Annotated in this window: 13 protein-coding genes; 9 read left to right on the forward strand and 4 right to left on the reverse strand. The window is 41.3% G+C overall.

Annotated elements, in window-relative coordinates:
- Positions 1 to 29 precede the first annotated feature (29 nt).
- Positions 30 to 1,508 (reverse strand): muropeptide MFS transporter AmpG, encoded by a 1,479-nt coding sequence (gene ampG / locus OO184_RS08035; RefSeq protein WP_265378727.1) that lies wholly within the window; start codon positions 1,506 to 1,508, stop codon positions 30 to 32.
- Positions 1,509 to 1,561: 53 nt separating this feature from the next.
- The gene (locus tag OO184_RS08040) at positions 1,562 to 2,140 is read right to left on the reverse strand and encodes a lipoprotein (protein ID WP_265378728.1); all 579 of its coding nucleotides are present in this window, start codon (positions 2,138 to 2,140) and stop codon (positions 1,562 to 1,564) included.
- A 243-nt stretch (positions 2,141 to 2,383) separates the two neighbouring features.
- On the opposite strand from OO184_RS08040, the gene bolA reads away from it, so the two are divergent.
- The 9 genes from bolA to OO184_RS08085 all read left to right on the forward strand — a co-directional run bounded on the left by bolA (position 2,384) and on the right by OO184_RS08085 (position 12,888).
- On the forward strand, positions 2,384 to 2,698 hold the full coding sequence (bolA, locus tag OO184_RS08045; RefSeq protein ID WP_049582569.1) for a transcriptional regulator BolA: 315 nt from the start codon (positions 2,384 to 2,386) through the stop codon (positions 2,696 to 2,698).
- Positions 2,699 to 3,076: 378 nt separating this feature from the next.
- Positions 3,077 to 4,381, forward strand: coding sequence for a trigger factor (gene tig, locus OO184_RS08050; protein WP_265378729.1), 1,305 nt, complete (start codon positions 3,077 to 3,079; stop codon positions 4,379 to 4,381).
- A gap of 272 nt (positions 4,382 to 4,653) precedes the next feature.
- Positions 4,654 to 5,277, forward strand: coding sequence for an ATP-dependent Clp endopeptidase proteolytic subunit ClpP (gene clpP / locus OO184_RS08055; RefSeq protein ID WP_265378730.1), 624 nt, complete (start codon positions 4,654 to 4,656; stop codon positions 5,275 to 5,277).
- 137 nt (positions 5,278 to 5,414) lie between these two features.
- The gene (gene clpX / locus OO184_RS08060) at positions 5,415 to 6,686 is read left to right on the forward strand and encodes an ATP-dependent protease ATP-binding subunit ClpX (protein ID WP_049582566.1); all 1,272 of its coding nucleotides are present in this window, start codon (positions 5,415 to 5,417) and stop codon (positions 6,684 to 6,686) included.
- A 207-nt stretch (positions 6,687 to 6,893) separates the two neighbouring features.
- Positions 6,894 to 9,248, forward strand: coding sequence for an endopeptidase La (gene lon / locus OO184_RS08065; RefSeq protein WP_265378731.1), 2,355 nt, complete (start codon positions 6,894 to 6,896; stop codon positions 9,246 to 9,248).
- Positions 9,249 to 9,476: 228 nt separating this feature from the next.
- Positions 9,477 to 9,752, forward strand: coding sequence for a nucleoid-associated protein HU-beta (gene hupB, locus OO184_RS08070; RefSeq protein WP_011148005.1), 276 nt, complete (start codon positions 9,477 to 9,479; stop codon positions 9,750 to 9,752).
- Positions 9,753 to 9,929: 177 nt separating this feature from the next.
- The gene (ppiD, locus tag OO184_RS08075; RefSeq protein ID WP_265378732.1) at positions 9,930 to 11,801 is read left to right on the forward strand and encodes a peptidylprolyl isomerase; all 1,872 of its coding nucleotides are present in this window, start codon (positions 9,930 to 9,932) and stop codon (positions 11,799 to 11,801) included.
- A gap of 150 nt (positions 11,802 to 11,951) precedes the next feature.
- Positions 11,952 to 12,326 carry a ComEA family DNA-binding protein gene (locus OO184_RS08080; protein ID WP_265378733.1) on the forward strand — a complete coding sequence of 125 codons (375 nt, stop codon included), beginning with the start codon at positions 11,952 to 11,954 and terminating at the stop codon, positions 12,324 to 12,326.
- A 154-nt stretch (positions 12,327 to 12,480) separates the two neighbouring features.
- On the forward strand, positions 12,481 to 12,888 hold the full coding sequence (locus tag OO184_RS08085) for an acyl-CoA thioesterase (protein WP_036775130.1): 408 nt from the start codon (positions 12,481 to 12,483) through the stop codon (positions 12,886 to 12,888).
- 29 nt (positions 12,889 to 12,917) lie between these two features.
- On the opposite strand, the gene queC is transcribed toward OO184_RS08085, so the two are convergent.
- Both queC and OO184_RS08095 read right to left on the reverse strand, forming a co-directional pair.
- On the reverse strand, positions 12,918 to 13,616 hold the full coding sequence (queC, locus tag OO184_RS08090) for a 7-cyano-7-deazaguanine synthase QueC (RefSeq protein WP_265378734.1): 699 nt from the start codon (positions 13,614 to 13,616) through the stop codon (positions 12,918 to 12,920).
- 32 nt (positions 13,617 to 13,648) lie between these two features.
- Positions 13,649 to 14,701 (reverse strand): PLP-dependent cysteine synthase family protein, encoded by a 1,053-nt coding sequence (locus OO184_RS08095; RefSeq protein WP_265378735.1) that lies wholly within the window; start codon positions 14,699 to 14,701, stop codon positions 13,649 to 13,651.
- Positions 14,702 to 14,813: the final 112 nt, after the last annotated feature.

The raw sequence follows: 14,813 nt of genomic DNA on the forward strand, positions 1-14,813 counted from the left end.
TTGATAAATTAGCTTAATATTTTCACCTTTTAAGCCAATTTGCACCTTCTTAATGCAAGATAATCTAAAAGGCTACCGAGAATGATGCTTGTGACACCGATCTGTGCTCCCCATAATAGTAATGTTTCGGCTAGATCAGGCGCATGAGTCCAGTTAAGAGCATTGGTGATGATGATAAGTAACCAAAATGTGAGCAAGATACTTGCTAATGATAGTAAACCAAGCGCTAGACGATAGAAATTTTTGAACTCAATACGTGGCATAAAATCATTAGTTCTCTGGGTATAAATTAGAGTCTGGCGGCAGATAAATAACAGTAATAAGCCTGGAACAGAGGCCGCAATAGAGAATAGATAGAAGTTTGGCCAGCCATGTAATTCAACGAACCAACCCGCAATTGGGCCGACATAGACTCGTCCAACGGCAGATAAAGCAGATAATAAAGCAAATTGTGTTGCAGAGAATGATTTATGACATAACGCCATCAGTAGGGCAACAAATGCAGCGGTTCCCATTCCGCCGCAGATGTTTTCCAGAAAAACGGCGCTGCCCATAGTGTAGATATTTTTGTCAGTAATGGATAACAGCCAGTATCCAATATTGGAAATCGCTTGAAAGATGCCAAAGATCATTAGTGAGCGGAATAAACTCCACTGTTGCATCAAATAACCACCATATAATGCACCAACGATAGTTGCTGCTAATCCTAGCGTTTTGTTGATCACTCCAACTTCACCAGCATCAAAGCCAATACCACGGATCAGAAATGGGGTACTTAGGCTAGCAGCAAAGGCATCTCCCATTTTATACATGACAATTAACAGTAGTATCAGCCATGCATTATTGCGATTAAAAAAATCGGCTAATGGTTCTATTGCGGCTTGCTGGAGTGTTTTTGGTGGCAGAGCGTCAAGTTCAGGCTCTTTAGCTTTTAACGTCGCATAGATGCCAATTAGCATCAATCCAGCCATTAACCAGTAGGTATGTTGCCAGCCAATATAGCGGTCTGCGATCCATAATGCTAACCCGCCTGAAACTAACATGGCTAACCGATAACCCAGTACCGAAACGGCAGCACCTACGCCCCGTTCTTCGCTACTTAATAAATCGGTTTTATAAGCATCAAAGATGATATCCTGTGATGCAGAGCAGAAAGCAACGGTTACCGCTAGTGTGGCCAGCCACCATAAATGTTGGGATGGTTGGAGAAAACCCATTGCAGCAATACTGGTTATGAGTAATAACTGTGTAGCAAGTAGCCAACCACGGCGACGTCCAAGAAAAGGGAGGGTAAATCGGTCCATAAAAGGGGACCAAAGAAACTTGAAAACATACGCTTGGCCGACAAGAGAAAAGAAGCCAATTGTTTTAAGATCAACGTCTTCAACGGTCATCCATGCTTGCAGGGTGCTAGCAGTCAATGCGAGCGGTAAACCAGAAACAAAGCCGAGTAAAAGCAGAATTCGTGAATTATGTTGGGTAAAAACGGTGAAATAACGATAAGACATGTGCCTCCCGAAACTCTGCCCTTGGCGGGCAGAGTAAATAATTAATCCTTTAATTAGCGAGCATTTTGTTTGATGAAATTACTGACGGAAGGATCTTGAGCCATATCGGCTATGACTTCTGATAATACAGTATTGACTGCATCAGCAATTTTCTCATTAGTTGCGCTTAAAGGACCTTGTACATTGTAGCTAGTGCGGTAATTCTTAACTTGTTTACTGCCATTTTGCGCTGTACTAATGATGGAAATATCGGCTTTTGTTGAAATATTATGGCGCAGGCTGCCTTCTTTAACGTCTGCATATAAATTGTTGACAATAATTTGCAGATTGGCATTGGCTGGAGAGCCAATCATATAACCGCGAGCGGTCATCTGTTTTTCCAGGATTTCCTGGAGTAGAAAGCGCAGATCACGGGATGGTTTCAGTATTTCCAGCTTTGCATTGCGGTTAACTTGAGCAAGTGTCTGAGATTGACGATTGTCGGCACCGCTGATACTGATGGTAATCGCGCCCATCGTTGGATCTGCTGTTGGCAATGTAATTTTAGGTTCGATGGACAGGGTATTGCTGGGAGCTGCACAACCAGCAAGAAGAAAAAGCGCAATGAGTGGGAATAAGATTCTTTTCAACATGTTAATTTTCTCATCGGTGATAAGGATATCCAGTAATACTTATCAATAGCATAAATTGCGTTAATAATAGCACTGCCTTTTGATCATGGCATATCCCTGATGGGGTAAACGTGTATAAAAACCTTATGATGTGGGATTCGATTAAAAGATATTTTAATGCGTTGGTGCTATAACTCATGGAGAATAGACTAAAATTATTAGTATGGTTGGCAGTACGACTGCTGTGCGGTTAAGGAGAATGATATGGTGTGTCAGGATATAGAAGAGAAATTACAAGCTGCATTTAATCCCTCATATCTTGAGGTCATTGATGAAAGTTATCGTCACAATGTACCCGTAGGTTCTGAAAGCCATTTTAAAGTCGTCATCATCAGTAATAAATTTGCTGGTGAACGTATGCTGAACCGTCATCGTTCTGTTTATAGCACATTATCGGCAGAATTGTCCGCAGGTGTTCATGCTTTGGCGTTGCATACCTATACAGAAAAAGAGTGGAATGAATTGCAGGATACTGTTTTAGCGTCACCGGTATGTCGTGGAGGTAATATTGTTGCCTGAAATCCGCGGATTGATATTTAATTTGGGTCGTTTTCTTGCACAATAGAATGAATTTAGTGAACGGTCTTCGGGCCGTTTTTATGTTTTATATATGATCCATTTTGGATGCAAATTTAGCCGCTGAATAATCGTTATCTTGTGAAGTTGATGAATAGTTCGGCCTTTTTTCAGCAATTCTCGACTCACACCGTCTGCATCGCTATAATGTCGCGTCTAATTTTTAGAATGGTTTCGGGACGCTTCTGACATCAGGGATTCTCGGTTTTTAAATGCGACCGCCCCGGTTCTTAGAGAGTGTTGCGATTGGTACATAAAATATGTGCTGGTTGTATGGTCTCTGGAGTTGACCGAGCACTATGATTTTTTTGAGGTAAAAAGATGCAAGTTTCTGTTGAAACCACTCAAGGCCTTGGGCGTCGTGTGACAATCACCGTTCCTGCTGCCGATGTTGAAAAAGCAGTTAGTAGTGAGTTGATCAATGTAGCAAAAAAAGTTCGTATCGATGGTTTTCGTAAAGGCAAAGTGCCTATGAACATCGTTAAACAACGTTACGGTGCTTCTGTTATTCAGGACGTTCTGAGTGATCTGATGCAACGTAATTTTATCAATGCCATCATCGAACAAAAAATTAATCCAGCAGGTGCGCCAAGTTATGCGCCAGAACAATTCAAAGATGGTGAAGATTTCACTTACTCTGTAGAATTTGAAGTTTATCCAGAAGTTGAATTGAAAGATCTGGAAGCCATTGAAGTTGAAAAACCTGTTGTCGAAGTAAGAGATGAAGATGTTGATGCAATGCTGGAAACATTACGTAAACAGCAGGCTAATTGGAAAGAAACCGAAGAAGCTGTTGGTGCGGAAGATCGTGTTACGGTTGACTTCAATGGCTCTGTTGATGGCGAAGAGTTTGAAGGTGGTAAGGCTTCCGATTTTGTTCTGGCTATGGGCCAGGGCCGTATGATCCCAGGTTTTGAAGAGGGCATTGTTGGCCGTAAAGCAGGGGAAGAATTTACCATTGATGTGAACTTCCCAGAAGATTATCACGCTGAAAATCTGAAAGGTAAAGCCGCTAAGTTTGCCATTACGTTGAAAAAAGTAGAACAGCGTGAATTGCCGGAGTTGACTGAAGAATTTATCAAGCGTTTCGGTATCGCTGATGGCACTGTTGAGGGATTGCGTGCAGAAGTACGTAAAAATATGGAACGTGAACTGAAAAATGCAGTTCGTAACCGTATTAAATCTCAGGTTATCGAAGGCTTGGTTAAAGCTAACGAAATCGACGTTCCGGCCGCTGTTGTTGATAGTGAAATTGATGTTCTGCGCCGTCAATCTGCTCAGCGTTTTGGCGGCAATGAAAAACAAGCTTTGGAACTGCCTCGTGAACTGTTTGAAGAACAAGCTAAACGTCGCGTTGTCGTTGGTCTGCTATTAGGTGAAGTGATTAGCAGTAATGAACTAAAAGCTGATGACGAGCGTGTTAAAGCATTAATTGAGGAAATGGCTTCTGCCTATGAAGATCCTCAAGAAGTGATCGAATTCTATGGTAAAAACCAAGAATTGATGAACAATGTTCGTAATATTGCTCTGGAAGAACAAGCTGTTGAAGTTCTTCTGGGTAAAGCAAAAGTTTCTGAAAAAGAAACCACTTTTAATGAGTTAATGAATCAGAATCAAATGGCATAAGTTTTAGTTTTGTCATGAGATAATGAATTTGTCATCTTAATGTAATGAGCCCGCAGATTTATCTGCGGGTTTTTTTATAAGTAAAAGGCAATATTTTTCTTGAAAAAAGTGGGTTTAACCCCAGATCCTTTTTCATATTATGTATATGATTGCAAAATTTTTCAGGGGGGATTCCCCCTTGATTGGCTAACTTTGAATCATGGTCATCATCGCTTATCTCAAGTAGAATTGGTTATGAATGGCACCAACATGAATTCTATTAGGAGACGAAAATGTCATATAGCGACAAGCGGGATCAATATGCGCCTCACATGGCTTTGGTGCCGATGGTAGTCGAACAGACTGCGCGTGGAGAACGTTCGTACGATATCTATTCTCGCTTATTAAAGGAGCGTATTATTTTCCTGACCGGTCAGGTTGAAGATCATATGGCAAACCTGGTTGTAGCTCAGATGTTATTCCTTGAGGCAGAGAATCCTGAAAAAGATATTTTCTTATATATCAATTCACCAGGTGGTGTGATTACTGCTGGAATGTCCATCTATGATACGATGCAGTTTATTAAACCGGATGTCAGTACTATTTGTATGGGGCAGGCATGTTCAATGGGAGCGTTCTTGTTGACTGCTGGGGCAAAGGGAAAACGTATCTGTTTGCCAAATTCCCGGGTTATGATCCATCAACCATTAGGTGGTTTCCAGGGACAAGCTACAGATATTGAAATTCACGCTCAGGAAATACTGAAAGTGAAATCGCGTATGAATGAGTTAATGGCAAAACATACGGGAAGACCTATTGAAGAGATCACGAAAGATACAGAACGTGATCGTTTCTTGTCGGCAAATGAAGCCGTAGAGTATGGATTGGTTGATAAGATTTTCACCCATCGCGATTAATTTATTATTCCCAGAAGCTATAATATAAACATTCGGCTTACCATTTGGTAAGACTATGACGTTCGGGGTAATAGCAGAAGTTTCCTGCTTTGCCAGATGAATCTGGGGGAGCAGTTGATAAAGTGAGGTTGTGACTGATGACAGATAAGCGCAAAGACGGTTCAGGAAAGCTGCTGTATTGCTCTTTCTGCGGGAAAAGCCAACATGAAGTGCGAAAATTGATTGCTGGCCCGTCAGTATATATCTGCGATGAATGTGTGGATTTGTGTAACGACATTATTCGCGAGGAAATTAAAGAGCTTGTACCACATCGTGAGCGTAGTGCATTACCAACGCCTCATGAAATTCGTCAGCATTTGGATGATTATGTGATCGGCCAGGAAACGGCGAAAAAAGTGTTGGCGGTTGCTGTTTATAACCATTACAAGCGGTTACGTAATGGTGATACCAGTAATGGTGTTGAATTAGGTAAAAGTAATATTCTGCTTATTGGGCCAACAGGGAGTGGTAAAACGTTATTAGCTGAAACATTAGCGCGTTATCTTGACGTTCCTTTTACCATGGCAGATGCGACTACGCTGACCGAAGCGGGATATGTAGGAGAAGACGTAGAAAACATTATTCAGAAATTACTGCAAAAATGTGACTACGATGTGCAAAAAGCCCAGCGCGGTATTGTTTATATTGATGAAATTGACAAAATTTCACGTAAATCTGATAACCCGTCAATTACTCGGGATGTTTCAGGCGAGGGTGTACAGCAAGCGTTGCTGAAACTGATTGAAGGTACAATTGCGGCGGTTCCTCCTCAGGGGGGGCGTAAACATCCGCAACAGGAGTTCTTACAGGTCGATACCTCTAAAATCCTATTTATTTGTGGTGGTGCGTTTGCAGGTCTGGATAAAGTCATAGGTCAGCGTTTAAATACCAGTACGGGTATTGGATTTGGTGCGAAAGTCAAAGGTGAGTCAGAAAAGGCTACTGAAGGCGAATTGCTTGCACAGGCTGAGCCAGAAGATCTCATCAAATTTGGGCTTATCCCTGAATTTATTGGGCGGTTACCTGTTGTTGCCACGCTCAGTGAATTGAGTGAGGAAGCGTTGATTCAGATTTTGAAAGAGCCTAAAAATGCGTTGACCAAGCAGTATCAAGCATTGTTTAACCTTGAAGGTGTTGATCTAGAATTCAGAAGTGAAGCCCTGACTGCTATTGCTAAGAAAGCAATGGTGCGTAAGACGGGGGCCCGCGGCCTACGTTCTATTGTTGAAGGTGCATTGCTGGACACTATGTATGATCTGCCATCAATGGAAAACGTTGGAAAAGTTGTTGTAGACGAATCTGTTATCAATGGTCAATCTGCGCCTTTGCTGATTTACAGCAAACCGGATGCCCAGGTTTCTGGTGAATAATTTAGTCTAGGATAGGGAATTCACTAAACGAGATATTATTGAATAAAATGAGGGGATTACCCTCATTTTGTTTTTATTAAAGTGCCATACCATTGAATGTCAAATTCCTGTCCCCATATATTTTATATTCTATGGAGTGAAACTCGTGAGAACCGTGTTTCACGAGATTCCTAAAAACTGGCGAAAGCTAAACGAAGAGAGAGCTCTATGAATCTTGAGCGTTCCGAACGCATAGAAATCCCTGTATTGCCTCTGCGCGATGTGGTGGTTTACCCGCATATGGTGATCCCATTGTTTGTAGGGCGTGAGAAGTCTATTCACTGCCTGGAAGCAGCAATGGATCATGACAAACAGATCATGTTGGTTGCGCAAAAAGAAGCTTCAACTGATGAGCCAGGGGTTAATGACCTTTTCTCCGTTGGTACAGTAGCTTCTATTTTACAGATGTTAAAACTGCCCGATGGCACTGTAAAAGTGCTTGTCGAAGGGTTGAAACGTGCCCGCATTACGACCCTGGCTGACAATGGCGAACATTTTTCAGCTCATGCTGAGTATCTTGACTCGCCGCTCGTTGATGAGCGTGAGCAGGAAGTTATGATCAGGACAGCTATTAATCAGTTTGAAGGCTACATTAAATTAAATAAGAAAATTCCACCAGAGGTTCTGACCTCGCTACATAGTGTTGAAGATGCCGCTAAATTAGCTGATACAATTGCTGCGCATATGCCATTGAAACTCAGTGATAAGCAGACAGTTTTAGAAATGTCTGATGTCGTTGAGCGTCTTGAATATTTGATGGCAATGATGGAGTCAGAAATTGATTTGTTACAGGTAGAGAAACGCATTCGTAACCGCGTGAAGAAACAAATGGAAAAAAGCCAGCGCGAGTACTACCTGAATGAACAGATGAAAGCAATTCAGAAAGAATTGGGTGAAATGGATGATGCGCCTGATGAGTATGAAACCCTGAAGCGAAAAATTGAAGCGGCGAAAATGCCCAAAGAGGCTCGTGAAAAAGCTGAAGCTGAATTGCAAAAACTGAAGATGATGTCTCCTATGTCGGCGGAAGCGACAGTTGTCCGTAGTTACATCGATTGGATGGTACAAGTTCCGTGGGTTGCTCGCAGTAAAGTTAAAAAAGATTTGGTTAAAGCCCAGGAAACTCTGGATACCGACCATTATGGTTTGGAGCGTGTAAAAGAGCGTATCCTTGAATATCTGGCAGTACAAAGCCGAATTAGTAAAATTAAAGGGCCGATTTTATGTCTGGTTGGGCCTCCTGGGGTGGGTAAAACCTCTTTAGGTCAGTCCATTGCACGTGCGACCGGGCGGAAATATGTGCGTATGGCACTGGGGGGAGTGCGTGATGAAGCTGAAATCCGTGGTCATCGCCGTACCTATATTGGTTCTATGCCGGGCAAATTGATTCAAAAAATGTCCAAAGTTGGAGTGAAGAACCCTCTGTTCCTGCTGGATGAGATTGATAAGATGTCATCCGATATGCGTGGTGATCCAGCTTCTGCCTTACTGGAAGTTTTAGATCCAGAGCAGAACGTGGCATTTAACGATCATTATCTGGAGGTTGATTATGATCTGTCAGATGTCATGTTTGTCGCAACATCCAACTCCATGAATATTCCAGCGCCATTGTTGGATCGTATGGAGATTATTCGTCTTTCCGGTTATACCGAAGATGAAAAATTGAATATTGCTAAACGTCATTTGCTGCCTAAGCAGATTGAACGTAATGCTCTGAAAAAGAGTGAATTAACAATTGATGACAGTGCTATTATTGGCATTATCCGTTATTACACTCGTGAAGCCGGAGTGCGTAGTTTAGAGCGAGAAATTTCTAAGCTGTGCCGTAAGGCGGTAAAAGCATTGTTAATGGATAAAAATTTAAAACATATTGAAATCAACTCAGATAACTTGAAAGATTATCTAGGTGTTCAACGTGTGGATTACGGCCGTGCAGATACGGAAAACCGTATTGGTCAGGTCACAGGACTTGCATGGACTGAAGTTGGTGGTGATTTACTGACTATTGAAACCGCGTGTGTTCCAGGGAAAGGTAAACTAACCTATACTGGCTCGCTCGGTGAGGTTATGCAGGAATCCATTCAGGCAGCATTAACCGTTGTTCGTGCTCGTGCTGATAAGTTGGGCATCAACGCTGATTTTTATGAGAAACGGGATATTCATGTCCATGTTCCGGAAGGTGCGACGCCAAAAGATGGCCCAAGTGCGGGTATTGCTATGTGTACAGCATTGGTCTCCTGTCTGACCGGTAATCCAGTTCGGGCTGATGTTGCTATGACTGGTGAAATCACATTGCGTGGTTTAGTTCTGCCAATCGGTGGTTTGAAAGAGAAACTACTGGCTGCTCATCGAGGCGGAATCAAAACGGTTTTAATTCCGGAAGAGAATAAACGTGATCTGGAAGAAATTCCCCAAAATATTATTGCAGATCTACAGATCCATCCAGTAAAACGTATTGAAGATGTTTTGGCTATTACATTGCAGGATCCTGTGTTTGGCGCAGAATTAGTGTCAGCTCAGTAGTACAAAAATAGTAAACTATCTCAATAATGATGGATGAAATATAGGCTGGTAAGTGAATTCAGGCTTACCAGCTTTTTTATATTGCTAACTTGGATGAACTGTCTAATAAATATTTTGTTGTCTTATGATTTCTTGCCAATATCGGAAAGGATTGATATAACGGCACTGCTATCGGGTTATCCGTTAGGATTCTGATGCAGTAGTAAAAACTATATGGGGATGATAAGAGTGAATAAATCACAACTGATCGACAAAATTGCTGCTGACTCTAATATTTCTAAAGCAGCCGCAGGGCGTGTAGTAGATGCATTCATTTCTTCTGTAACGGGTGCATTGAAGGATGGTGATGATGTTGCTCTGGTGGGATTCGGTACTTTTGCTGTTCGTGAACGTTCTGCACGTACAGGCCGTAACCCTCAAACAGGAAAAGAGCTCAAAATTGCTGCGGCTAAAGTACCTGCTTTCCGTCCAGGTAAAGGTTTGAAAGACGCTGTTAATGGGTGACACGAACCAAAAATTGCTTATCAGTTTTTGTTATATTGGCAAACATAGACTGACGAGACAGGTTTGGTAAGTTAAAATAGAAGCGCATCAATTGATTGGTGCGCTTTTTTTCTCTTAGCGCTTGAATTAGCGTAATATGGCGTTTTCAATTTCACCAAAGCGGAGTTTTGCCTCTTTATGATGGACAACCTACGCACGGCGGCAAACAGTCCTGTGCTTAAAATCGTGCTGGCTCTCATTATCCTGTCTTTTGTTTTGACGGGGGTTGGGGGCTACCTGACAAGTGGAGCTGGTAGTTATGCTGCCGAAGTGAATGGTCAGACTATCAGTCGTGCTCAATTGGAGCAGGCGTTTCAGCAAGAGAGAAACGCATTGCAAGATCAATTGGGAGATAAATTCTCGGTGTTGGCAAGTGACGAACAAAGCATGAAGCAGATTCGTAATCAGGCTTTGGAGCGTCTAATTAATAATGTGTTGATTGAGCAATATTCCCGTGAATTGGGTTTATCTGCCAGTGATGAGCAAGTTAAGGATTCTATCCGAAATACTTCTTACTTTCAGACAAACGGTAAATTTGATAACAGCAAATATTTGGCGTTGTTCAACCGTCCCAATATGAGTCCGGATGTTTTTGCCGAACAAACACGCCAGAATTTAGTTAATCAACAATTAATTATGGCTTTTTCTGGTAGTGAAATAGCATTGCATAGTGAGGTGAAACCCAATGCTGAATTGCTTCTGCAACAGAGAACTGTCCGTATGGCTACACTGGAGCTGAGGAAAATTCAGGCGCAGCAGGAAGTAACAGATAAAGATTTGCAAGATTACTATAATCTAAATAAGGGCAGCTTTATTGCTCCAGAAGAAGTGAAAGTCAGCTATATCAAAATGGATGCTGTAGATGAAATGAATAAAGTTTCGGCTACATCCTCTGATGTTGATGCTTACTATGAGCATAATTTGAAACGTTATACTCAATCAGAGCAGAAAAAATACAGTCTGATTCAACTTGCAACTGAAGCCGAAGCCAAAACAGTGCTTGATGAGCTAAATAAGGGTGCTGATTTTGGTAAATTAGCGACTAAAAAATCTACGGATAAGTTGTCAGCGAAAAATCGTGGGGAGATCGGCTGGATAGAAGAGGATGCTCTTCCTGAAGAGTTGAAACAAGCTAATTTGAAAGAGAAAGGTCAAATTTCTTCTGCGATTAAGGTTCTTAATGGCTTCGCTATTTTCCATTTGGATGATGTTAAGCCTCAAATAATTAAGCCCTTATCTGAAGTTCGCTCTGAAATTGAGAAAACGGTTAAACAGGAAAAAGCGGTAGATGCTTTTTATGCTCTGCAACAGAAGGTCAGTGATGCTGCTACCAGCGATAATGAATCTTTAGCTGCGGCTGAGGAAGTTTCAGGTATTAAGGTTGTGACAACTGATTGGTTTGATCGCAATAGTGTGCCGGCAGAGATTAATTTTGGTGCTGTCATTCATGCCATTTTTGAAGGTAATCTTGTTGATGGTCAGGGGCCAACAGGGACTAATTCTGATGTTATCTCCGTTGAAGGTGATCGTGCATTTGTTCTGCGTGTAGATAATTATAAGCCGGAAACGGTACAGCCTTTCGAGAAAGTTAAAGAGCAAGTTACTGAACTGGTTAAACGTCAGAAAGCTGAAAAACAACTTCAAGTCGAAAGTGAGAAATTACTGGCCGCCTTAAAAGAAGGTAAAGGTGAGCAAGCCTTGAAAGATGCAAGTATTCAATTTGGTGAACCTCAGGTTATTCAGCGTACATCTCAAGATAATGTGTTAGTTGGTGCAGTATTTGCTTTACCTCGGCCAAAAGAAGGTAAGGCAGAATATGGTTTGACGAAAAATAGTTTGGATGACGTTGTGCTGATCCAACTGGATAAAGTTACTCCAGGTGTTGTATCCGAAGAACAAATTAAAAGCATGATTAATAGCTATCAGAGTGAAATGGGTAACGCTATGTTGGAGTCTTTACTGATTAGTCTGCGTGAAAAAGCCAAAATTAAGTTAGGTCATATCGAATAAAAATTTGCGGAGAGTATCGCAAATATCTTTGTAATTATCTTGTCAATAAAGGCCGCTTTCGCGGCCTTTCGCATATCTGATCTTCGTTCATTGCGCTCAAATTTATCTGTGGCAATCTTTTTTCTGCTCATAAAACATGGAGGAATTAGTATGAAAAAATCAGGAATTTTATCTGTTTTGCTTGCTGGCTTGCTTTATGCATGTGGAGGGCAATTCGCTATTGCCACTGAGCAAGTCAAAGATAAAGTAGCTAAAACAGCCAGTACTACCAGTCATTCTTCATCGGAAAAGCAATTGCAGCAGCAGGATGCTTTGAAAGCAGAAGAAAGGGGAAAGGTGAATATTAATACTGCAAGTGCGGAAGAATTAGCAAAAGCACTAAATGGTATTGGGATAAAAAAAGCACAAGGCATTGTTGAATATCGAGAAAAACATGGTGCGTTCACTACGGTGGAACAGTTGCAGGAGGTTCAGGGAATAGGGCCAGTTTTTATTGAGCGAAATAGAAGTAAATTGAGTTACTAGTATATTATCTATCATCCTCATTCATGATTTTTTTATGAATGGGGATGTTGTGATCAAGGTTGCAAATAAAACACTTTAATTAGTGTGAATTTTTTGTTTTGCTATTGTGAAATCAACCTGGTCAGATGAGTGACTTTAACATAAAGGCAATATTATGAGTTCAATTATAAAAGTTCATGGTTATCATATAGATTTGTTTCAACATGTGAACAATGCTCGCTATTTGGAATTTCTGGAAAGTGCTCGATGGGAATGGTTGCATAAGCATTCTGTAGTGGAATGGATACAGAAAAATAATGTTGGATTTGCTGTGGTCAACATTAATATTAATTATCGCAGTTCAGCAGTTCTTGGCGATGAATTGGAAGTGGATTGCCGATTGACGGAGCTAAGAAACAGAAGTGGTGTATTTTCTCAGGAAATCATACGCAGAAGGAACAATCAACTCATTGCAGATGCCAAGACTACGTTTGTCTGGATTGATAGAAAAACGCAAAGGGCATTGTCTATTGAAGGTGAACTACGTGAAATAATGGGAGCTTTGGTGAAAACAGAGCAATGAGAGGGGAACGGCTCTCATTGCCATTGGGATTAGACTAAATGTGTTTTTGCTTTCATTTCGGTCATTATTTTTTCAGGCGCATTTAGATATTGTTCTAATCCGTTAGCTCTGAGATGACAAGCTGCGCATTTACCGCATCCATTACCTTGAATGCCGTTGTAGCAAGTTAGTGTCTGACTACGAACAAAGTCTAAATGCTGGTAGTAGTCGGACAATGCCCAAGTTTCAGCTTTGTTGAGCCACATCAATGGAGTTTCAAAACGGATATCACGGGCAATGCCAAGGCTTACAGCTTTATTCAGTGCTTTGACGAATTCGTCACGGCTATCAGGGTAACCGGAGAAATCAGTTTCACATGCGCCAGTAATAACTGCTTCTGCTTCAATTTGATAAGCATATATAGCAGCCAGTGTCAGGAACAAAATATTGCGGCCAGGGACAAATGTACTGGGTATAGCACTTTTTGCACTTTCACTGTAATCAGGAATAGGGATGTTATCACGAGTCAGGCTGCTGAGAGCCAGCTCACTAAGTAATGTGACATCCAGTACTTTATGAGCAACAACGCCGAGAGAATGGCTGATATTACGTGCAACATCAATTTCAGCGCGATGGCGCTGACCATAATCAAAAGTGACACAATGTACTTCGTCATATTGATTAATTGCTTGAATCAGGCAGGTTGTGGAATCTTGCCCACCACTGAATACAACAACAGCTCGTCTCATTGTAACATCCTCATTAGAATAAAATGGTTATGTTACTTATAACTGCGGAACTTGGATAGTTGTTTGAGATAGGGTGAGATATCGCCGATGTTATTTTTTACCCAATCTAGATTGTAATAAGTATCGAGATAACGTTCACCACTGTCGCACAGTAAAGTTACTATTGCGCCTTGTTCTCCACGTTCATGCATTTGGTTAGCAATCAGGAGAGCTCCCCAGACATTGGTCCCCGTAGATGCGCCAACTTTTCTGCCGAGTAATTTTTCCAGCCAGTAAATTGTTGCAATGCTGGCGCAATCGGGTATTTGGATCATGTCATCAATAACCGAAGGGATAAAAGAAGGCTCTGCTCGAGGGCGGCCAATACCCTCAATCTTACTACTATAATTGCCATGAATATCACAGCAATTTTGACGGTAATGGTCATAAAATATAGAATTTTCTGGATCGACAACAATTAGTTTAGTGTTATGCCCTTGGTAACGGATATAGCGTCCTAAAGTTGCAGAAGTTCCCCCAGTACCAGCGCTCATAACGATATAATCTGGTTCAGGAAATGGTTCCATTTGCATTTGGCGAAAAATACTTTCAGCAATATTGTTGTTACCTCGCCAGTCTGTTGCTCTTTCGGCGTAAGTAAATTGATCCATATAATGACCGTTTAGTTCTTTTGCTAGTCGTTCTGACTCGTCATAAATTTGTGCTGAATGGTTAACAAAATGGCATTTACCACCATAAAATTCAATTTCCTGAATTTTACGTTTCGCGGTGTATGAAGGCATAACAGCAATAAAAGGTAACCCAAGCAGGCGGGCAAAATAGGCTTCAGATACAGCAGTACTACCTGATGAAGATTCAATAACCGGGGTACCTTCCTTTATCCAGCCATTACTCAGTGCGTAAAGGAATAAAGAACGAGCAAGTCTGTGCTTCAGACTACCGGTTGGATGGGTGCTTTCATCTTTTAGATATAAATGGATACCTGGAAAAACTGGCAAATTAAGGCGGATGAGATGAGTGTCAGAACTGCGTTGATGGTCTGCTTGAATCTCTCTGATTGCCTTGGTGGTCCAACTGTGTGACATTAATTATTAACTCTGTAATTTAAAAATAATTGGCGGCGGGTAGATTAACTTGATACTGGGAGAAATAGATTGTTATTTTTCTTAATGTGTGGTTTCTTTATGGAAAAATTTT

Source organism: Photorhabdus aballayi, assembly GCF_026153155.1.
Classification (GTDB): Bacteria; Pseudomonadota; Gammaproteobacteria; order Enterobacterales; family Enterobacteriaceae; genus Photorhabdus; species Photorhabdus luminescens.

Bases quoted from the DNA above. Each gene is read 5' to 3' on its own strand.
- ampG (WP_265378727.1), bottom strand. From the start codon at position 1,508: ATGTCTTATCGTTATTTCACCGTTTTTACCCAACATAATTCACGAATT.
- OO184_RS08040 (WP_265378728.1), bottom strand. From the start codon at position 2,140: ATGTTGAAAAGAATCTTATTCCCACTCATTGCGCTTTTTCTTCTTGCT.
- bolA (WP_049582569.1), top strand. From the start codon at position 2,384: ATGGTGTGTCAGGATATAGAAGAGAAATTACAAGCTGCATTTAATCCC.
- tig (WP_265378729.1), top strand. From the start codon at position 3,077: ATGCAAGTTTCTGTTGAAACCACTCAAGGCCTTGGGCGTCGTGTGACA.
- clpP (WP_265378730.1), top strand. From the start codon at position 4,654: ATGTCATATAGCGACAAGCGGGATCAATATGCGCCTCACATGGCTTTG.
- clpX (WP_049582566.1), top strand. From the start codon at position 5,415: ATGACAGATAAGCGCAAAGACGGTTCAGGAAAGCTGCTGTATTGCTCT.
- lon (WP_265378731.1), top strand. From the start codon at position 6,894: ATGAATCTTGAGCGTTCCGAACGCATAGAAATCCCTGTATTGCCTCTG.
- ppiD (WP_265378732.1), top strand. From the start codon at position 9,930: ATGATGGACAACCTACGCACGGCGGCAAACAGTCCTGTGCTTAAAATC.
- OO184_RS08080 (WP_265378733.1), top strand. From the start codon at position 11,952: ATGAAAAAATCAGGAATTTTATCTGTTTTGCTTGCTGGCTTGCTTTAT.
- OO184_RS08085 (WP_036775130.1), top strand. From the start codon at position 12,481: ATGAGTTCAATTATAAAAGTTCATGGTTATCATATAGATTTGTTTCAA.
- queC (WP_265378734.1), bottom strand. From the start codon at position 13,616: ATGAGACGAGCTGTTGTTGTATTCAGTGGTGGGCAAGATTCCACAACC.
- OO184_RS08095 (WP_265378735.1), bottom strand. From the start codon at position 14,701: ATGTCACACAGTTGGACCACCAAGGCAATCAGAGAGATTCAAGCAGAC.